This is a genomic window from uncultured Lacinutrix sp. (assembly GCF_947500605.1).
GTDB lineage: Bacteria > Bacteroidota > Bacteroidia > Flavobacteriales > Flavobacteriaceae > Lacinutrix.
In genome coordinates, this window is record NZ_CANMSJ010000002.1 from 409,180 (window position 1) to 428,983 (window position 19,804).

21 protein-coding genes are annotated in these 19,804 nt (G+C 28.2%); all 21 read right to left on the bottom strand.

Annotated features, from left to right (window positions below; genetic code table 11):
• Positions 1–6: 6 nt before the first annotated feature.
• The 21 genes from Q0935_RS04985 to Q0935_RS05085 all read right to left on the bottom strand — a co-directional run bounded on the left by Q0935_RS04985 (position 7) and on the right by Q0935_RS05085 (position 19,795).
• The gene (locus tag Q0935_RS04985) at positions 7–1,026 is read right to left on the bottom strand and encodes an ATP-grasp domain-containing protein (RefSeq protein WP_299382944.1); all 1,020 of its coding nucleotides are present in this window, start codon (positions 1,024–1,026) and stop codon (positions 7–9) included.
• 2 nt (positions 1,027–1,028) lie between these two features.
• Positions 1,029–1,931, bottom strand: coding sequence for a 1-aminocyclopropane-1-carboxylate deaminase/D-cysteine desulfhydrase (locus tag Q0935_RS04990; RefSeq protein WP_299382947.1), 903 nt, complete (start codon positions 1,929–1,931; stop codon positions 1,029–1,031).
• A 5-nt stretch (positions 1,932–1,936) separates the two neighbouring features.
• Entirely contained in the window at positions 1,937–2,548 is a 612-nt protein-coding gene (locus tag Q0935_RS04995; protein ID WP_299382949.1) for a sugar transferase, read from the bottom strand.
• A gap of 2 nt (positions 2,549–2,550) precedes the next feature.
• Positions 2,551–3,216 (bottom strand): hypothetical protein, encoded by a 666-nt coding sequence (locus Q0935_RS05000; protein WP_299382952.1) that lies wholly within the window; start codon positions 3,214–3,216, stop codon positions 2,551–2,553.
• Positions 3,209–4,096, bottom strand: coding sequence for a CoA ester lyase (locus tag Q0935_RS05005; protein ID WP_299382955.1), 888 nt, complete (start codon positions 4,094–4,096; stop codon positions 3,209–3,211). Before Q0935_RS05005 ends, Q0935_RS05000 begins: the two co-directional genes overlap by 8 nt.
• Before the next feature lie 3 nt (positions 4,097–4,099).
• Positions 4,100–4,558: a MaoC family dehydratase gene (locus Q0935_RS05010; RefSeq protein WP_299248754.1), complete on the bottom strand. Its 459-nt coding sequence runs from the start codon at positions 4,556–4,558 to the stop codon at positions 4,100–4,102.
• Complete coding sequence (locus Q0935_RS05015) at positions 4,555–5,370, bottom strand: aldolase/citrate lyase family protein (protein WP_299382958.1); 816 nt, start codon at positions 5,368–5,370, stop codon at positions 4,555–4,557. Before Q0935_RS05015 ends, Q0935_RS05010 begins: the two co-directional genes overlap by 4 nt.
• Positions 5,370–6,527, bottom strand: a complete 1,158-nt coding sequence (locus Q0935_RS05020) for a glycosyltransferase family 4 protein (RefSeq protein WP_299382960.1) — start codon at positions 6,525–6,527, stop codon at positions 5,370–5,372. Before Q0935_RS05020 ends, Q0935_RS05015 begins: the two co-directional genes overlap by 1 nt.
• A gap of 100 nt (positions 6,528–6,627) precedes the next feature.
• Complete coding sequence (locus tag Q0935_RS05025) at positions 6,628–7,746, bottom strand: glycosyltransferase (protein WP_299382963.1); 1,119 nt, start codon at positions 7,744–7,746, stop codon at positions 6,628–6,630.
• The gene (locus Q0935_RS05030) at positions 7,746–8,867 is read right to left on the bottom strand and encodes a hypothetical protein (RefSeq protein WP_299382966.1); all 1,122 of its coding nucleotides are present in this window, start codon (positions 8,865–8,867) and stop codon (positions 7,746–7,748) included. Before Q0935_RS05030 ends, Q0935_RS05025 begins: the two co-directional genes overlap by 1 nt.
• 65 nt (positions 8,868–8,932) lie before the next feature.
• Complete coding sequence (locus tag Q0935_RS05035; RefSeq protein WP_299382969.1) at positions 8,933–10,177, bottom strand: hypothetical protein; 1,245 nt, start codon at positions 10,175–10,177, stop codon at positions 8,933–8,935.
• Entirely contained in the window at positions 10,177–11,439 is a 1,263-nt protein-coding gene (locus Q0935_RS05040) for an O-antigen ligase (protein WP_299382972.1), read from the bottom strand. Before Q0935_RS05040 ends, Q0935_RS05035 begins: the two co-directional genes overlap by 1 nt.
• Positions 11,418–12,431: an SDR family oxidoreductase gene (locus tag Q0935_RS05045; RefSeq protein WP_299248733.1), complete on the bottom strand. Its 1,014-nt coding sequence runs from the start codon at positions 12,429–12,431 to the stop codon at positions 11,418–11,420. Before Q0935_RS05045 ends, Q0935_RS05040 begins: the two co-directional genes overlap by 22 nt.
• The gene (locus Q0935_RS05050; RefSeq protein ID WP_299382975.1) at positions 12,431–12,967 is read right to left on the bottom strand and encodes a hypothetical protein; all 537 of its coding nucleotides are present in this window, start codon (positions 12,965–12,967) and stop codon (positions 12,431–12,433) included. The genes Q0935_RS05045 and Q0935_RS05050 overlap by 1 nt, the downstream gene beginning before the upstream one ends.
• A 1-nt stretch (position 12,968) precedes the next feature.
• Complete coding sequence (locus Q0935_RS05055; protein WP_299382977.1) at positions 12,969–14,243, bottom strand: nucleotide sugar dehydrogenase; 1,275 nt, start codon at positions 14,241–14,243, stop codon at positions 12,969–12,971.
• Positions 14,244–14,359: 116 nt separating this feature from the next.
• Entirely contained in the window at positions 14,360–15,217 is an 858-nt protein-coding gene (gene rfbD, locus Q0935_RS05060) for a dTDP-4-dehydrorhamnose reductase (RefSeq protein ID WP_299382980.1), read from the bottom strand.
• Positions 15,217–15,762, bottom strand: a complete 546-nt coding sequence (rfbC, locus tag Q0935_RS05065; RefSeq protein ID WP_299248721.1) for a dTDP-4-dehydrorhamnose 3,5-epimerase — start codon at positions 15,760–15,762, stop codon at positions 15,217–15,219. The genes rfbD and rfbC overlap by 1 nt, the downstream gene beginning before the upstream one ends.
• 12 nt (positions 15,763–15,774) lie before the next feature.
• Complete coding sequence (gene rfbA / locus Q0935_RS05070) at positions 15,775–16,638, bottom strand: glucose-1-phosphate thymidylyltransferase RfbA (RefSeq protein WP_299248718.1); 864 nt, start codon at positions 16,636–16,638, stop codon at positions 15,775–15,777.
• A 1-nt stretch (position 16,639) separates the two neighbouring features.
• Positions 16,640–17,656 (bottom strand): dTDP-glucose 4,6-dehydratase, encoded by a 1,017-nt coding sequence (gene rfbB, locus Q0935_RS05075; RefSeq protein ID WP_299382983.1) that lies wholly within the window; start codon positions 17,654–17,656, stop codon positions 16,640–16,642.
• Positions 17,646–18,716 (bottom strand): hypothetical protein, encoded by a 1,071-nt coding sequence (locus tag Q0935_RS05080; protein ID WP_299382986.1) that lies wholly within the window; start codon positions 18,714–18,716, stop codon positions 17,646–17,648. The genes rfbB and Q0935_RS05080 overlap by 11 nt, the downstream gene beginning before the upstream one ends.
• A 23-nt stretch (positions 18,717–18,739) precedes the next feature.
• A complete protein-coding gene (locus tag Q0935_RS05085; protein ID WP_299382988.1) occupies positions 18,740–19,795 on the bottom strand; it encodes a hypothetical protein in 1,056 nt (351 codons plus the stop codon).
• Positions 19,796–19,804: the final 9 nt, after the last annotated feature.

Sequence of the window (19,804 nt, forward strand, 5' to 3'; positions counted from 1 at the left end):
AAAAAACTATAAGCCTTTTGTAATATCAAGTAATCTATCGCATTTAGCAAAAGCAATACCATCTTTATATTTATTATGTTTATCTATATTAGTTTCTCCACTTAACCAATCTAAATAAATTGCTGGTGTATTTATTCCTGCCTCGTGAGAAAAAGGATAACCACCTCCAAATCTAGGATTTAATTCTAATACATAAAAGTCTTTACCATCATAAAAAACATCGCAATCTAAATTACCTATATGTTTCAATTGACTACCAATAGTACTACCGATATTACTTAAATCTGAATTTATTACAGAGATAGCCTTATCTGTTTCTCCAGATCTCATAGATAGTTTTTCTCTAACGAAGCTGTTATAATAATTACCTTCTAGATCGTTAAGAACATCCATTCCATATTCTACTCCTTTTATCTTTTCCTGTATAAGAATTGCTCTATCAAGATCATCTTTACTCGCTTTTGCAAGAATACTTTTTTTAAGCTTATTGGTTTGAAGCTTATATACTAAATCTAATTCCTCTTCATCCTCAGCAAAATCTACCGCAATTGATGCACTTCCCCATCTTGGTTTTACAACTACAGGAAATTTTAAAGAACCATTTTTAAGTGCTGTTTTTGCTAACGAAAGTTCGATGAACGTTTTTGGTGTTTTAAGATTGTTGTTTTCTAAAAACTTAACAGTTTCCCATTTATCAAATGCAATATTAATAGCATTAGGGTTTGATACTATTACTTTTGCACCTAAAACTTCTAAAGTTTCTTTATTTTTTGATAGTATCGGTAACTCTAAATCATTTAAAGAAATAATTGCTTTAATATTATTCTCTTCTATAGTTTGTTTTAAAAAATCTATATAAGAATCATCATAAATAGAAGGTGCGATAATTGCTACATCCGCATCGATTAAGGCAGGCGCTGTTGCTTGCATATCGGCTGCAAAAACTTTTCCATTACCTTTTAATGCTTTTTTAAAATAGTTTATTAAATAGTTTCTGCGTCCTGCGCAAGTAAAAAGTATATTCATAATTATTGTGCTAGAAAATTAAATACTCCGCCTGTATGCCAAAAAAGTACATTTTCTTTTATATTATTTTTTTTTATATAATCTAACATACCATAAAATGCTTTACCTGAATATGTTTTATCTAAAACGAACCCATAGTTTAAGATAGATTTGCCAGAAATTTCATTAAGTTCTTTATTGCTTTGTTCATATCCTCCACATAAATAATCATCCAAAACAATTACTTCATTATCATTAAATTCAATATTATTAGCCTCACAGATTTCTTCATAAAAGTCTTTCACTATTAATTCAGCTTGCTCAGATTTCCTAGCTACAGAAACACCTATAACTTTAGTCTTTGTAAACTTAAATTTATCTAAACCTGCCAAAATACCAGACTGAGTTGATCCTGTACCAGATGCTAAAAATATATAACTTGGAACCCAGTTTTCTTTTAAAGTATAATTATATAAATCTCCAATAGCATTAACATAGGCTTCTCCACCTTCTAAAGTGTGACCTCCTCCCCAAATATAGTAGGGATTAAAACCACTCTTTTTATATTTATTCATTTCCATATCCATAAGAGATCCAATTTTAGTACTATCGTCAGCAAAAATAATTTTAGCACCAGACAATCTCATAATCATAGCATTTCCTGTTTCTAAAGAGAACCTATCCTTATCTCCATGTAAAACTAAAGAACACTTCATATTATTTTGTGCTGCGTATATGGCTACTGCTCTACAATGATTAGATTGTATTCCACCCGTAGTAACAATAGCATTGGCATTTTTTAAGGTAATGTCTTTTGCTATATTATGCATTTTCCTCCCTTTATTACCTCCTCCTAATGAAGGATATAAATCATCTCTAAAAACGCGAGCATTATTTTGTTTTATATTTAATAACTCTATAAACATAATAATTATCTATAAACTGTTGTTCGACTTTTAATAATAGATTTAAACTGAGGTGTTACAGCAATATCTTTTTGCATTATCACATTTTTCACGGTTTTAATTAAAATTTTTACATCCATAGAGAATGACATATTTTCATAATAAACAACATCTAATTCTAAACGTTTATCCCATGCTAAATGGTTCCTCCCATTTACTTGAGCTAAACCTGTTATGCCTGGCTTAACTTCTTGTCTCAAAATTTCTCTTGGTGTATAAAGCGGATAATTTTTAACAGACAGAGGTCTTGGACCAATGAAAGACATCTCTCCTTTGAAAACGTTAATTACTTGAGGGATTTCATCTAAAGATAATTTTCTAATTAAAGCACCTAATTTAGTTATACGATCAATATCTGGAAGTGGAACTCCTTTTTCATCAAATAAATCTCGCATTGTTTTAAGTTTATATATTTCAAAAGAAACATTTTTATAGCCCAATCTTTTTTGTTTAAAAATTGGACTTCCTTTAAAGTGAATTGCTAAAATTATAATAATTATTATAAGGAATGGAGAAGACATTAACAAAAGCGTTAATGCTGTAAACAAATCAAATAAACGTTTTATATACCTATACATATTTACATAGTAATTTTCTCTGAAACATTTTTATGAAACTTAGCAGGATTACCTAGCCATAGCTGATTTTCAGGAACATCTTTAACCAAAACACTACCAATACCAATTGCTGAATAATTACCTACTGTTTGTTTACCTCTTAATGTAGCATTCATTCCAACCCAAACACCTATTCCTATACTTAAATAAGAACCTAGACAGCTATTTGCTGTAAAAAAACAATGTTCCTTTATGTCATTATCATGACCTATTGAGGTATTACTCATTACAAGAGAACAATGTCCTAATTTAGTACCAGAAGAAATACTAGCATTAGGCATTACCACACATCCCGGACTTAAATGAACTGAAGGAGAAACAAAAGCTAAAGGATGAACAAACGTAAATAAATTTTCTTCTGGTATATTTAATGACCTAAATAACTCTATTCTTTCTGGTTGTCCTCCCATTTTATATATTGTAAATAAAAACTTATAACCTTGAGCTACGAATTTACTTACATCACTTAATTTCCCTAAAACAGGAAAACCTCTAATCTCTTCATCTTCTGCATCATTTAGTAAACCTACAAATTCTGCTTCTAAATTAAATTTGTTTTTTGCGTGATTTATAGCTTCACCTATTACTATTGAAGCGCCTGAACCTCCTATAATTATTACTTTATCCATTTATTTTAATAATGTTTTCGTTTTTTTTCAATATCTTTTTTGCTTTAGCTACAAAAGGAGGCCCTATAAATTTTCCGTTTATTATAGCCACACCAACACCATTTTTCCTCGCTTCTTCGTCAGACTTCAATATTTCTTTTGAATGTATAATTTCTTTTTCAGTAGGAGAATAATATTGGTGTACTAATGGTAACTCCATAGGGTTTAATACTAGCATTCCTTCGAACCCTAACTTTCTTGATAGTTTAAGATTTACTTCTAAATCTTCTAAATCTTTAACTCTTACGTGTACAGTATCTATTGGTATAACTCCAGTTGCTCTTGCTGCCATTGCTATTAAAGCTCTAGGTGTAAATAAACTTACGTGTTCTTCATCATGAACACCCTCAAGATCTGTAATAAAATCTTCTGATCCATATGCTACTGCAACAACTCTACTAGAAGCTTTACAAATTTCTTCTACATTCATTACTGCAGATGCTGTTTCTATAAGTGGTATTATTTTAAAGGTTCCTTTTTCAATACCCTTTTCGTATTCTATGGTTTCTAAAAGTTTATCAAAAAAATAAATATCTCTTCCTCTTTTAGCTTTTGGGTACATAAACCCTTCTATTCCATCTATTGTTAGAGCTAGTACATCTTTAAGTAGTTGCCCACTTTCTCTGTCGTTTATTCTAGGAAAAATTGTTCTTCCTTTAAATTTTCCAGACCTTATATAGTCGACTACTTTATCTCTAGCAACTTGTTTGTTGGATACTGGTTGAACTGAGTCTTCAATATCGAAAAGTAGCACGTCTGCTTTTGTACGCATTGCACTATCTAATAATTTATTAGAATGTGCTGGCACAAACATTAAACTACGCATTAAATAGTCACTCATTATTTAGACCGATTTAGGAATTAATACTTTTCTTTTAAAGCTCAATATGGCTTCATTATTTTGATTATAAGCAACAGTATCTACGTATACAATTCCTCTATCTTTTTTTGATTTTGTTTCCCATTTATCTAAAATGGTTGTTTTAGCTGAAATTGTGTCGTTAATAAATACTGGCCCTAAATGTTTTATAGATTCGTACTCTAGATTAGCAATTGCTTTACCACTAATATCTGGTACTGTTATACCTACAACTATACTAAAAACTAATGTTCCAACTACTAAAATTTTTCCATGTTGATGATTTTTAACATGTTCTAAACTTAAATGAACTGGATGATGGTTCATCGTTAATAAACTAAAAAAATTATTGTCGCTTTCAAAAATTGTTTTTGTTAAAGAATGTTCTACTGTCTCTCCAACTATAAAATCTTCAAAATAATTACCTAAATTGCTTGGTTTCATTTTTTATAATACTTGTTAATTTTCTTTGCTTTATTTAAATGTGGTCTTTCTATTACTTCGCCATCTATAACTATAGGATTAAATTCTTCTTCGCTTCCTACTTCTTTTAGCGTTGTTAATATTTTTGTAGCCCAAATATATTCTTCTTTACTATATAGTTTTAATTCCTGATATGTTTTGAACTGCCATGGGTGTATAAAGAATTTTGCATCGTAGCCTTTTTTAAATCCATCTAGTACTTCTTCTTTAAATGCTTCTTCTTCATTTAAATTCATTGATGCTATATCAATAGCAGTAATGTTTATCATTCTTGCTAAATATAATAGCTGCTGTCTAAGGAACTCTAAATTTTTAAGACTATGTTCTCCGCCTACTACAGACATAAAGTCGTGGCTACCTATACCAATTCCTGTTACAAACCTTTTAAAGGTAAGCAAAACTTCTTTAGCTTCTAAAAATAATCTTGGTGTTTCTATTAATAAAATTACTTGAAGGTTAATATTATTAATACTATTAAACACTTTAGAGACCTCTTCAAAGCTATTAAGTTTTGGAAATACAAATTTTGTATAACCTAATGCTATGAAATTATTTAAAAAATGAAGATCTAAGACCTCCTTTTCGTTAAATAATGGTATTCTAACAAAATGTTGTTTTAGATTCTCAGTATTTTTAAATTTTTTAAAAATTTCTTCTCTTTCAGAAAACTTTACAGCATCTTCTAGATCTATAATTATTTGAGAAACCCCTAGAGATTTAATTGAATCGAGTTTATGAACTCGATTTCCTGGTACAAAAAAATATGAATCCATTATTTAATTATTGTATTATATTCTTTAAGTATTTCGTTCCAAATATATTTTCTTTCATAATTATCACAAATATTTTTTCTCGTATTTGCTGACATTAATTCATTCTGTTCTTGGTTCTCAATCAGCCACTTCATTTTATTAAAAAGCTGCTCTTTATTTTTTGGAGGAATAACAAAGCCATTATATCCGTCTTGTATTATTTCATTACAACCATTTATATTTGTTACAATGCTATTTAAGTTCATTGCTCCTGCTTGCAATACTACGTTAGGAAAACCTTCTCTATAACTTGGAAAAGTTAAAACATTTGATATTGAAAAATAAGGCCGTACATCTTTTTGATACCCGACAGAAATAATAGCAGGATTATTATTCAATTCAATTTGATTTTCAACTTTTAAAGGATCTAAATTACTATCAAAACTTCCTACTAATAATAATTTTATGTTATTAAATTGTTGAGACAACTCTTTAAACGATTCTATTAACTCATTTATTCCTTTGTCTTTTACAATCCTTCCAACAAATACAAATACAAAATCTTTTTCTGAAATATTAAGTTGCTGTTTTAATTCTTTTTTTGAGTTTGATCTATACAACTCTGGATTAAATATACTTGTATCTATTCCATTGGAACTTCCTTTTCCAATTACCTTTAGTTTGGATTCTTTTGTATATTTATTTTGTAATATGATACTTTTTAAACCGCTGGAATTAGGATAGATTTTAGTTGCGCAACTATATGTTATTTTTTCAACTATATCCAGGATTTTTCTTTTTTTTCCAGTTGCTTCTAATAAAGGCAATCCAGCTATTGTGTGTAATCTATATGGTACACCTGCCAATTTTGACGCTAACATACCAATAGTACCAGCCTTGGGCGTATGGGTATGAACAATTAATGGTTTTTCTTTTTTTAATATTTTGTAAAGCTGTACAACAGCTTTTAAGTCTTTTAAAGGCGAGATTGTTCTCGTCATATCAACAGGTAGAACTCTCACTCCTTCTCTCTCTCCAACTTCGTCTAAGACCTCTCCTTTTGATGATATTCCTATAACATCAAAATGATTACTCATAAAAGCCAACTGACCTGTTAACAATCCTCTTAAAGAACCTGGAATAGTTGTAATTCTAATCAGTTTTGGTTTTTTGTTCATACATTTTTTTCTTTATAAATAGAATATAAAGTTACCTTTAAAGTTTAAAAAAAATCAGCCTTAATCTTCGATAAGAATATCTTTATTTCTAATGTATACTTTACTTTAAAAAAGTAATATTATCGTAAAATTTTTCTAATTTAAGCAAATGACTTTGTATTGTGTAATCCTTTACAAAGCTTTTTTGGTTCATTTTTATATTAGCTCTTTTTTCACCATCTTTCAAAAGTGCTATTACTTTTTCTGCTAAATCTGTTGTATTTAATTTTTCTGCAAGCAATCCTGTTTTATTATCAATAACTAACTCCGGTATTGCATCGGTATTAAATGAAGCAATAGGTATATTAAACATTATAGCTTCTAGTACTGATATTCCAAAAGATTCTGAAACTGATGTAGAGCAATATAAATCGAATGCCGTTAAATATTTTGAAACATTTTTTGTTTCATCCACAAACTTTACATTTGTTTCTATTTTTTTTTCTTTAACTAAAGAAATTATTTCTTGTTTTAGTGCCCCACTTCCTACTAATAATAGGTGTGTATTCTTTTCTTTTTTTAATACTTCTTGAAACATCTCTATTAAATAGACATGTCCCTTATGGTGTTTATATCTTCCTATATTTCCAACAATTTTACCTTCTACAGGAAGACCAAGTTCTTTAAGTATTGCATTTCTATTGTAATTGAAGCTGTATCTTTTAAAATCTACACCTAAAACAATTGTTCTAATATCTGTGTTTTTATTTTCTTTAATCTCATTTAAATAATTTTCTGTAAATTTTGAATTTGCTAGTAAGACATCGTTCGAAAGCATTGCTTTTTTAAGAACTTTATAGTAAAATGTTTTTTCCCTATATACTGAATGTTGACTTGCAACATATATTGGAGCTTTAATAAATTTCTTTAAAAAACCAACTACTAAAACTGAAAGGTTTAAATGAGAATGAACAATATCTGGCTTTAATCGTTTTATAATCTTCCCTAAACTTAAAGCCCATTTAACATTCATTAAACTCTTTATATTTAAAGTATGAACTGTTAAACCTTCAATAATATCTAATTCTTTTTTAAACCATTCTATATTTGGTCTAATAGTAATTATATGAATATTATACTTTTCTTTATTAATATGCTTTAAAACATCTAATAAATAAATCTCAGCACCACCAAAGTTAAAATTTGGTATAATATGCACAATGGTTTTCTTCTTATCCATTATTGAGTAATTTTTATTTTTGAATCCTGTCTTTGTTTATCTAAAAAACTTAATATAATAAAAATAGGCATCCATAATGCACGAGATAACATGAATGCATTTAAAGAAATTACTATAAAAATTAACAGTAAAAAGATAAAGAAGGTATTAAAATTATAAAACTTTCTATTATAAATTATTTTCATTAATACTGCAAAGACAGTTATATATAAAAATAAAAAAGGAAAAAGTCCAAAATTCACAAGTACAGATAATAATATATTATGCACACTGGACATTTTGTGAACACCTTTTGTTCTTAAATCTCCTTTTAAATTATCACTTTGCCCGTATACTGGTTGAAAAACAAAATCTACTGTGTTTTCAATAACATGTGTATAAGTAGATAACCTACCACCTTTTTTTGTGGCTGAAGTTTTGAAATCCAGAAGCCTATCAAACCTTGATTCTGATTGATATGAAATATTTAAAGAAAGTATAATAATTGATATGCTAAAAATTAAAGATCCAAAAAGTATAGTTTTTTTCGTGTAACGAAGAAAGAAATAAATTACTCCTACAAGAAGCATTGTACGGGATAAGGTTAATAAAAAAACAAGGAAAATAAAAATAGATAGCCATCCTCTCTTTTTCTTGCTTTTAATAAAGTGTTCATTTAACAAAAAACCTAACACCATGAATTGTGTAAGATCATTCCCAACAAAACCATCTCCCCAAGCCAATCTATGATTTCCTTTAAGTCCAAAAAACAGCCAAGAACCTTCACCATATTTAAAGTGTAGAACTGCGAAAATCACGAAAAGTATAGCGACAACATAAATAGTTTGATGAATACGCTTAAGAAATTTTTCGTAAGCATTTATTTGTATTAAACGATCTATAAATAAAGGAATTATATTAAATGCAAATACAACTTGACCATAATACAGTAAGGACTGTACTTTATTTCCTGTCCATAGTAATGGAATTATAGCTAAAAATAAAAATGCGTTTAAAACAATGATTATTTTAAATGTTCTAAACTTTATCTTTATTGACTTATATGTTATTGTATAAAAAACTGTTGTAAAAAATAAGCCTAAATCTAAAAAACTTAGATTACCCGTTATGTTTGTATTCACAACCATAAAGATGGCTGAGTATAATACAAATAGATTCTTTACTAAATTATTTAAATTAATATTTTTCAATTGCTTCTAGACGTTGTTACTTTATAATAAATAGAGTTATATGTTAACTTAATTATTTTACTTATAAAAAAAGCATAAAGTATGCCTTTTAAACTATATGTTCCTACTAATATAAATGTAAAAAATAAACTCGATACACCATAAAGTATTGTTGCTGTAAAATATGCTTTATGTTTTCCTTTAGAAATCATCCAAACTGAAAACACCCAACTTAAAATTTCTAAAACTCCAATAAACAAAGTGTATTCAAAAATTTCTTTGATGGCAAAAAAGTCTTTAGAAAATAACACTTCAATAATAAACTCTTTAAAAATACTTAATCCTATAATCATTAAAATTAAAACTGGTAAAGCTAATTTAACTGTTTTATTTATAGATTTCTTTATTAAAACACCATCTGTTTTAGATGATAAGTCTGGCAATAAAAAACGTCTCAGTGTGGTTTGAATAAAAACCACACTAACACAGTAAATTCTAAACATCGCTTGCCAATATCCTGCTATAGAGATATCTGTTTGATTTACTATTATTTCCCGCTGAGCCATTAAAAACAATGGGCTGATTACCATTACGGATATAGTTATTAAAAAGAATTTACTATAGCCTTTAAATATATTAATATCTAGCTTACTCTTAAAGAATTTAAAAACAAGTCCTCTATAATCTTTAGCATAAATTATTAAAATAATTAATCCAAATATAACCTGTAGTATTATTGAAAAAACAGCTCCTTCAAACGAATAAAAATAAGTTAAAAATGCTGTTACTCCTAAGCTTAACACAAGCGTTTTAATACTTAATGAGAAATAAGTTTTAATATCCTTGAAACCTAGTATAATAGACATTAAGACATCATACAAACCAATTATGGGTAAACTAACACCTAATGCTATAAAATAGTAATAGTACTCGCTTGAAAAAAGAACTAATTCTGATATTGATTTAGAAAACACTACCAAAACTAACCCAAATACAACAGAAGCTATTAAAGTTATTTTTAATGCCGTATCAATATATTTATCTACAATAGGTTTATCTTTAAATTCTGAGGTATACTTTACAACACCATCATTTAAAGCTCCATTTGCAAATGTTCTTGAAATAGAAAAAACATTTTTAAACTGCGCAACTAATACTAAACCCTCTGATCCTGCATAAAAAGCCATAACCTTATCGATTATAGTACTTATTAAAATAGAAAGAGCTGATATTATAGCCGATAAAGCAGATGTTTTTTTCATTAAATCTCTTTATTAGAAGGTAGGTTAGAAGATGATTTAGATATGAATAAACAGTAAAAAAAACAAAAAAACAATAATCCAGAGTAACGCTGAAGCATAGACTCAAATAAAATTGAAATCATAAAAATAAGTGAGAATATTTGACTTATTTTTTTTAATCGTAAATCTTTAATGTTTTTAGCAGAAAAAACATTCCAAATCATTAAAACAAGAAGTGCAAACCCAAAAACACCAATTTCTAGGAAGGTGGTTAAGTATTGGTTATGAGAATTAAGTTTTGATTTAAAAACTCCTAAATAGTTTTTGCTTTTATAAAATTCATATAAATAATCTTGTCCACCTGCACCGTGACCAATAACAGGAGATTGCTTTATTAAATCTAATGCAGCATCCCATACTAAAACCCTTACTCCATACGTAGATTTTGCTTCAGGATCTACTGAAATTCCAGTTTCATAAATACTTTTAATCATTGTATTTAGCCTTGGGTTTAGAAAAATAACAAAAACAAATAAAGCAAATGAAATAGATGCTATAACTTTTATTTTTGTAGATCCATTCTTTTTTACCCTATTAAATAGGTATATTAATATTAAAAATATAAGTATTAATAAAGACGATCTATTTGATATTTGAAAAACACCAAGCATTAGTATTAAACCGCATAAGAAGTTAATTGTTTTATTCTTAAAAGGTAAATAAAGCAACGTAAAAAATGCTAATATTAAAAATGACGAGGCATAAATAGGAGTGTGGATACTTGAAAAATATTTGCCAAAATAAAGATTCCCTCCTTGACTCATAGATTGAAGTAAGGTATGTCCCGGTTGCACCACAGCATGAAAGCCGGTAGGCCAAAATACCGCGGCTCTATATGTGGTATAAATTTCACAATACAACACAGAACAGACACAACCAATAACAAAAGATTTTAAAATAACGATTTTACGCTCCTCTGTTAACCCATAGCCATTTAGAATAAACAATATTGGTAGAAATACTAAAAGTGCGAATTTTTGTAAAAATTGTAAATTAATATTGGAAGACCATAGAAAAGATAATGCTAGTAAGACATACATTACTACTGGAAGTAATATTTGTTTATTTATAATTAAATCTTTTTTTTTAACTTTTAAAATAGAAACACCCAAAAAAAACATTAAAAAAATAGTAGATACTACCTGATTAAAAGGCAATAAAAAAGCATATACTAAACTTAACACGCCTAGCAGGCCTATTTTTATTTCTTTAAGTTTAGACAATACCATTCTGTAGCTTGTTTTATACCTTCTTTAAAAGAAAACAATGGTTGATAATTTATATATTCCTTTCCTTTTGAAATATCTGCTAAGGAATGTTTAACGTCTCCTGGTCTGTCTGGACCATTAATTACATTTGTTTTTTCAACTGAAACATCGAGGTTTAAGAGCTCTTCTTTTATTGTTTTAATTAAATTATTAAGTGAAATCTTCTCTCCGAATGCTACATTATAAACTTGATTTACAGCTTTTGGATTGTTAGACAAAGCACCTTTAACATTAGCTTGTACAACATTTTCTATGAAAGTAAAGTCTCTTGAATGTTCTCCGTCACCATTAATAATAATATCTTTTTTATTAATAAACTGACTTACAAATTTTGGTATTACTGCAGCATAAGCACCTTCTGGATCTTGTTTAGGTCCAAAAACATTAAAATATCTTAATCCAATAGTTTCTACACCATACGTTTTATAAAAAACATCTGCATAAAGTTCGTTAACATACTTAGTTACAGCATAAGGAGATAATGGCTTACCTATAACACCTTCTACCTTAGGTAAATTAGGACTGTCTCCATATGTACTAGAAGATGCAGCATAAACCATTCTTTTAATTGTTTTAGAATCTTTACAAGTTACAAGCATGTTTAAAAATCCAGAAACATTAACATCGTTAGAAGTTATTGGATTCTCTATCGACCTTGGCACAGAGCCTAATGCTGCTTGATGAAATACATAGTCAATTCCTTCTGCAGCTCTTTTACAAGTCTCTAAATCTCTAATATCACCTTCTATTAGCGTAACATTACTGTTAGATAAATGCTTTTCTATATTATGAAAATGACCTGTAGCAAAGTTATCTAAAACAACAATTCTCTTAGCATTATACTTAACTAAGTATTCTACTAAATTTGATCCAATAAAACCAGCTCCTCCAGTTACTAAAAAACTTAAATTATTAATCTCAGACTCGTGATATTGTTGTTGATACATTATATGAATTTTAATTTATTTTTTAATTTTTTTTTGGCTTTAAAAATAGGATTATATGAATGTTTACCGTTTTTCTCTTTTGTAATTAAATTAAAGCTACCATCTTCATGCATTTCTATATAATCGTTTGGATGTATATAATAAAACAACGAGTCCTTTTTTATTTCTATTGTATCGTAATTATCCGTAATAGTAAGTTTGTCTATTGTAATCTCTTGACCAATTTTATCGCTAATATGAAGGCTGAAATTGTAAAAATTTTCATCTTCAGGAAGCGTAAGTGTTACGGTTTGTTTTTCAGGACTTCCTTTAAATCCTTTAATTAATTTATTCTTTTTATCAAACCCTTTACCTTCTTCATTTTCATAAAAGAAAAGAATGTAGTCATTTTTACTAAAAACACCTTCTAAACTAATTTTAAAAATGCTTTGTTTTGGAGTTATTTTAGTTCTAGTTTCAACTTTGTTATTTGGAGCTTTATCTTCTTTACAAGACACTAAAAAAGTTAAAAAAACAAGAAAAAGTATTCTTTTCATTTTATAGTCTTTTATCAATTTTTGCACTATTCAAAGTACCTTTTACATCGTAAACAATAGCCTTTTTAGCTTTCAATTTTTCTAAATCTAAATCTAAAAATTCATTGTGAGATACAACATGAACAATTGCATCATAATAACCTTCTTTTAGAGAATCTGTTTTCAAAAAATTATACTCAGATAAAACTTCATCACTAGATGCCCAAGGATCATAAACGTCAACATTCATACTGAAGTTTGTTAATGCTTTATAGACATCAATTGCTTTTGTATTTCTAATATCTGGACAGTTTTCTTTAAACGTAATTCCTAACATTAAAACTTTCGCGTCTTTTATAGCAATATCATTCTTTACCATTAGTTTTAAGACTTCTGTTGCTACAAATTCTCCCATAGAATCATTTAAGCGTCGTCCAGCTAAAATAATCTCTGGATGATATCCAACCTCTTGAGCTTTTTGCGCTAAATAAAATGGATCTACACCAATACAATGTCCTCCAACTAAACCTGGCTTAAATGGCAAAAAGTTCCATTTTGTAGAAGCTGCCTCTAATACTGCATGAGTATCTATATCTAATTTGTTGAAAATTTTTGCTAGTTCATTAACAAAAGCGATATTAATGTCTCTTTGAGCATTTTCTATAACTTTTGCTGCTTCTGCAACTTTAATTGTTGGTGCTAAATGTGTTCCTGCTGTTATTATTGAATTGTATAAATTATCTACTTCTATTCCTATTTCAGGAGTAGATCCAGAAGTAACCTTTTTAATATTAGCTACAGTATGTGTTTTATCTCCCGGATTAATACGTTCTGGAGAATAGCCACAATAAAAGTCTTTATTAAATTTTAATCCACTAATATTTTCTAATACTGGCACACATTCATCTTCAGTAACTCCAGGATAAACAGTAGATTCATATATTACTATATCTCCTTTCTTTAATACGCTTCCAATTGCTTCGGAAGATTTTATTAAAGGTGTTAAAATGGGCCTATTGTTTTTATCTACAGGTGTTGGAACTGTTACTATATAAACTTCACAAGAAGCTATAGTACTAATGTCTGTTGAAATAGTTAATCCCTTCTCTTCTGTTTTATTTAATACAGCTTGTAAATTAGAATCGGTGACCTCTAAAGTACTATCGTGACCTGATTTTAAAGCATTTACACGTGATTGATTTATATCAAATCCTACAACTTGATACTTTTTCGCAAATTCTACTGCTAAAGGAAGTCCTACATATCCTAAACCAATAATGGCTATTTTTTTTTTCATTTATTTCTAAATTAAAAGCTAATATTTTCTTTACACAAAAAGAGATATTTGTATTTGCAAAAATACTATATTTATAATGTTCTGCTGTTAGATTGTAACGAAAATAACATTTATCGTTAAAAGTCCTTTAAACTCAGAGCTAATGCATCAATCCAATTATTTTGGGAAAAATCAAAATTCAAGCGAACCTTATCTTTCGACATAACACTATATTCAGGTCGCTTTGCTTTTGTTTTAAAACCGTCTATAGGAATTAGTTTCTTTTTGTTGTAAGAATTCAAATTCTTTGCAATTTCAACGGCTAAATCATACCATGTACATTGCCCTTCATTACTAAAATGATAAAGGCCATAATTATTGCTTTTGGTATTTATTATTGTGTATATAAAACAGCTTAAATCCGTACAACTTGTAGGAGTACCAGTTTCAGCAGTAGTAATTTTTAAATCGGCATTCTCTTTGATTTTTTTTGTTATTGTTTTTACAAAATTTTTACCAAATCTAGAGTACAACCATGATGTTCTAATAATAAAATGCTCTTTTAATATTGTAGATATGTATTGTTCTCCTTTTAATTTGGATTTACCATAATGATTTATTGGATTAGTTTTGTCTGTTTCAAGATAGGGTGATCTCTTCTTTCCATCAAACACATAATCAGTAGATATATGTATTAAAATCGTTTTATTTTTTTCACAGGCAACAGCTAGATATTTTGCTGCTTCTGCATTTATTTTGTAAGCTAAATCAGTAGATTCCTCAGCTTGTTCTACATTAGTATATGCAGCACAATTAATACAATAATCATAATTAATATTTGAAAAAAGATTAGAAACAGCAGTAAGGTTTGTAATATCTAACTCATTTTTATTAACAAAAAAAAACTCAATACCCTCATTGCTATCACTATACAATGCTTTTATTGTTTGTGCTAATTGTCCATCTGCCCCTGTTACTAAAACCTTTGTTTTCATTAAAGTACAACTTTTTTAAATGTTGAAAGGATAACATCTTTTTCAGAAACTACAAATTCATTTTCGTCTAATTGCCAATCTATATCTAGATCTTTATCATTAAAAATAATACCTTGTTCGGCTCCTTTATTGTAGTAATTATCACATTTATAAGAAAAAACAGCTGTTTCACTTAACACAATAAATCCATGTGCAAATCCTCTAGGTACGAATAGTTGTTTTTTGTTTTCTTCGGAAAGTTCTATAGAAAAGTGTTCTCCATATGTTCTAGAATCTCTTCTTAAGTCTACGGCAACGTCTAAGACTTTGCCTTTTACAACACGAACTAATTTTGCTTGTGCGTATTTACCTGTTTGATAGTGCAATCCTCTTAAAACTCCTTTAGTAGAATAGGATTCGTTATCTTGAATAAAAACAGTATTAGATTTCGTAAGTTCTTGAAATTGCTTTAAATTAAAGCTTTCGAAAAAATAACCTCTTTTATCTTCAAAAATTTTCGGCTCTATCACAAAACAGCCTTTTAATTTAGTTTCTAAAACATTCATTTAACTATTGATTTAGTGTTCTAAAATACTAAGTAGATGTTTGCCATAGCCACTTTTAACTAATGGCTTAATAAGTTCTTCTAATTGAGATCTATTAATATAACCCATTCTATAAGCAACCTCTTCAATCGCTCCTATTTTTAAACCTTGTCTTTCTTCAATTACTTGGACAAATTGCGATGCTTGCATTAGCGATTTAAATGTACCTGTATCTAGCCAAGCCGTTCCTTTATCTAATACGCTTACTTTTAATTTCCCTTGCTTTAAATACTCTTTATTAATGTCTGTTATTTCTAATTCTCCTCTTTGACTAGGCTTAATGTTTTTAGCAATATTTACAACTTCATTATCATAGAAGTAAATTCCAGGAACTGCAAAATTAGATTTTGGTTTCTCTGGCTTCTCTTCAATAGAAATTACTTTCCCATTGTTATCAAATTCTGCCACACCATAACGTTCTGGATCGTGTACATGGTAAGCATAAATAATACCTCCTTCTGGATTATTATTTTCCTGTAGTAGCTTTTCTAAACCTGTACCATAGAATATATTGTCTCCTAGAATAAGTGCTACTTTATCATTTCCTATAAAATCTGCTCCTATAATGAATGCTTCTGCTAGTCCGTTTGGAGCTTCCTGTATAGCATATTCAAAATTACACCCAAATTTCTTACCGTCTCCTAATAAAGCTTTAAACAATGGTAAGTCGTGTGGCGTAGAAATTATTAAAATATCTTTTATTCCAGACCACATTAATGTAGACAAAGGATAATAGATCATTGGCTTATCATAAATAGGCATCAACTGTTTGCTTACCGCCAATGTTAATGGATGTAAACGTGTTCCTGATCCTCCTGCCAATATTATTCCTTTCATTCTATGTATTATATTTTTTTAAATACCAAGCTAATGTTTTTTTTATTCCTGTTTCAAAATTTTCATCTGCTTTCCAACCCAATTCTCTTTCAAGCTTATCTGCATCAATAGCATACCTAAAATCATGTCCTGGTCTATCTTTTACAAAGGTAATTTGTTCTTTGTAAGATTTTGTAGCTGGCTGTACTTTGTCTAAAATTTCACAAATTGCATTTACAATATGTAAATTATCTCTTTCATTTCTTCCACCAATATTATATGTTTCTCCTATACGACCTTTTTTATATACTAATTCAATCCCTTTACAATGATCTAAGACATACAACCAATCACGAATATTTTTACCATCTCCATAAATTGGAATATTCTCACCAGAAATAGCTTTTCTAATAATAGTAGGTATTAATTTTTCATCATGTTGCTTAGGTCCATAATTGTTAGAGCAATTAGTTGTAACCACATTCATACCATAAGTATGAAAATAACTGCGAATAATAAAATCTGACGCTGCTTTTGATGCGCTATACGGACTGTTTGGTGCGTATGGTGTTTCCTCCGTAAATAAACCTGTTTCTCCAAGTGTTCCATAAACCTCGTCTGTAGAAATATGATGAAATCTAGCTTCTTTGAATTCTGCTTTTACTTGGTTAGGCCCAGACATCCAGTATTTTTTTGCTACATCAACTAAATTAAAGGTTCCTGTAATGTTAGTATCTATAAAAGCTCCGGGATTTTTAATTGAGTTATCTACATGAGATTCTGCTGCAAAATGTATAACACCTTGAAAATTATATTTTTTAAATAGTGATTCAATTAAAGATCTATCACAAATATCTCCTTGAACAAAAGTGTAATTACTATTGCTAGATACCTCTTCTAAATTTAAAACATCTCCAGCATAAGTTAACTTATCTAAGTTAACAATTTCTAAGAACTTGTTATTTTCTAATAAATAAGGTATAAAGTTAGATCCTATAAAACCAGCACCGCCTGTTATTAAAATAGTACTAGTCTTCATAATTTTTAGCATAAATTACAACTCTTTTAACGACATAGAATAAACATAATAAGATAAAACCTAAAAACGGAAAAACGATTGAGTACCTATTAAGTAGTTCTACTTTTTGATGACCTACAGGCTGAAAACTTGTAATAACATCAACAAAAACATCTTCTGTAATTTTTTTCTCATCTAACCTTCTTAATTGGTCTCTTAATGCTAATTCTTTATCTAATAAAGCATACTCTTTGGTATCTGTTTTATTATCCTTTGTCATTAACAATTCTCCAAATTGAACTGGTTGAATAGGGTTTTTTGCTTGATCTTGAAGTGCGCTAATATAAATTTCTTGAAGTTCCCCTACTTGCTTCAAACTGTTTTCTATATTATTTCTCTGAATTTTATAAAGTAATGTATCTTTTCTCTTTTTTGAAGTAGAATACTCATTCGTGAATGCCGAATTGATTCCAAAAGATAAATTTTTAAAAATATCCTTTTTATTTGATTTTGCTGTTATTAAGAAAATACTACCAGAATATATACTTCTATTTTCTATAAACCTATCGTAATCTACTTGCTGACGCCCAAAACTATCTAATTCTCTAACAAAACTTTGATATTGCAATACTCTATCATTCTCTGTTTCTGGACCTGGTTCTATTTTAAACCCTTTAATATCTTCAACTACAACATTAGGAGTATTCTCAGAATTAAAAATTTTACTTAATTCTTCATAGTTTTTGTTAGCAATTAATGCGTTAAAGAAACTTATATTATTAACTAATTGAAATTTAGAATCAAAATAAGGTTTGACTAACATTTCAGATTGATACAAAACAGGCTTTGTTCTTTCTAGCGCATAACCTATTGCAAAACAAATTAATATTACTCCTAAAATAATTTTCCAACTATTTACAAAAGTCTTAATTGTGTAAATTAGAACAGAAAAAACAGACTTAAGTATAAATGTAATAAAAGTGAAAACATTGTTTAGAGCCTTGCCTATAAGGTTAAAAAACACTACTAAATCTACTTCCTCATTACTTGATTTTGATTCTTGATTGTTATTCTCTTTCATTTATAAAATACTTTTTTTAAGAACTATTTATAGTTAATTACGTGTTTATAGAATTTAAATATTGAAGTTGCTAAAGCTAAAATAATTAATGCTAAAAATGGCACTATTATTTTAAATTTCCTATACCAAACATCTTCTAAAAGTCCTTTTTCTTTAAAAGATGATATTTTAGAAAAAATCACATCATTAACTACTAATTCTTTTTTAAGAGCATTCAATTTATTTAAAATTTCAATTTCTCTCGATAATAATTCTGCTTCTTTTGTTTCTGTTTTTTCTACTTGTAACCCCAATGAATTAGCTAAATTAGAAGACACTGTGTTTTTCTCAGACTCTTTTTTCAAAATATCCAAGTAAGTGTTTTTCATTTTTTTAATTTCATCTAAGGTCTGTTCTAAACTTTCTTTTTCTAAAACTAAAACAGAATCTCTCTTCTTCTTTTCAAGATTAGAAAACTCATTATTTATAGATTTTGAAAGCCCTTGTTCTAATTTTTTGAAAATTTTATAATTTTTAGAACGTGCTCTTAATAAAAAGATATTAGCCGTGTAAAGGTTCCTATTTTCTAAATAGGCTTCAAAAGTAATTTTTGTTTTTGTAGCACTATCTAATGTTTTTAAAAAGCCATTAAAACTTTCTAATTGTTCATTTTTAGATTCTGGTCCTATTTCAACTTCAAAATTAATAAGAGATTGTGCTTCTTTTTCATTTATATTAAACTGATTAGATAATTCATCAACATCCTTAACTCTAATTAAAGAGTTATAATAACTTATATTATTAATTAATTCATATTTAGATTGGAATTTTGGAACGACAAACATCTCAGAATAAAACACTTTCTCTTTTTGAGAGTCTAAGGCATAACCTATAACTATTGCTATAATTCCAACTCCAATAATTATTTTAATGTTTAAGAAAATTTCTCTTAATGTAGAAATAAATAATCCGTAAATAAAAACAAATATAGACTTTATAAAAAGGAAAACTTTATTGATTCCGTTTCCTATTAAATTAAAAAACACTATTAAATCGACCTCTTCATTAGTATTTTTGTTCGATGGTAATTCTTGACTCATGATTTATAT

Coding starts and splice junctions, on each gene's coding strand:
- Q0935_RS04985 (WP_299382944.1), bottom strand. CDS start 1,026: ATGAATATACTTTTTACTTGCGCAGGACGCAGAAACTATTTAATAAAC.
- Q0935_RS04995 (WP_299382949.1), bottom strand. CDS start 2,548: ATGTATAGGTATATAAAACGTTTATTTGATTTGTTTACAGCATTAACG.
- Q0935_RS05035 (WP_299382969.1), bottom strand. CDS start 10,177: ATGAAAAAAACATCTGCTTTATCGGCTATAATATCAGCTCTTTCTATT.
- Q0935_RS05055 (WP_299382977.1), bottom strand. CDS start 14,243: ATGAAAAAAAAAATAGCCATTATTGGTTTAGGATATGTAGGACTTCCT.
- Q0935_RS05080 (WP_299382986.1), bottom strand. CDS start 18,716: ATGAAAGAGAATAACAATCAAGAATCAAAATCAAGTAATGAGGAAGTA.
- rfbC (WP_299248721.1), bottom strand. CDS start 15,762: ATGAATGTTTTAGAAACTAAATTAAAAGGCTGTTTTGTGATAGAGCCG.
- rfbA (WP_299248718.1), bottom strand. CDS start 16,638: ATGAAAGGAATAATATTGGCAGGAGGATCAGGAACACGTTTACATCCA.
- Q0935_RS05025 (WP_299382963.1), bottom strand. CDS start 7,746: ATGGATAAGAAGAAAACCATTGTGCATATTATACCAAATTTTAACTTT.
- rfbB (WP_299382983.1), bottom strand. CDS start 17,656: ATGAAGACTAGTACTATTTTAATAACAGGCGGTGCTGGTTTTATAGGA.
- rfbD (WP_299382980.1), bottom strand. CDS start 15,217: ATGAAAACAAAGGTTTTAGTAACAGGGGCAGATGGACAATTAGCACAA.
- Q0935_RS05015 (WP_299382958.1), bottom strand. CDS start 5,370: ATGGATTCATATTTTTTTGTACCAGGAAATCGAGTTCATAAACTCGAT.
- Q0935_RS04990 (WP_299382947.1), bottom strand. CDS start 1,931: ATGTTTATAGAGTTATTAAATATAAAACAAAATAATGCTCGCGTTTTT.
- Q0935_RS05050 (WP_299382975.1), bottom strand. CDS start 12,967: ATGAAAAGAATACTTTTTCTTGTTTTTTTAACTTTTTTAGTGTCTTGT.
- Q0935_RS05045 (WP_299248733.1), bottom strand. CDS start 12,431: ATGTATCAACAACAATATCACGAGTCTGAGATTAATAATTTAAGTTTT.
- Q0935_RS05005 (WP_299382955.1), bottom strand. CDS start 4,096: ATGAGTGACTATTTAATGCGTAGTTTAATGTTTGTGCCAGCACATTCT.
- Q0935_RS05020 (WP_299382960.1), bottom strand. CDS start 6,527: ATGAACAAAAAACCAAAACTGATTAGAATTACAACTATTCCAGGTTCT.
- Q0935_RS05000 (WP_299382952.1), bottom strand. CDS start 3,216: ATGGATAAAGTAATAATTATAGGAGGTTCAGGCGCTTCAATAGTAATA.
- Q0935_RS05085 (WP_299382988.1), bottom strand. CDS start 19,795: ATGAGTCAAGAATTACCATCGAACAAAAATACTAATGAAGAGGTCGAT.
- Q0935_RS05010 (WP_299248754.1), bottom strand. CDS start 4,558: ATGAAACCAAGCAATTTAGGTAATTATTTTGAAGATTTTATAGTTGGA.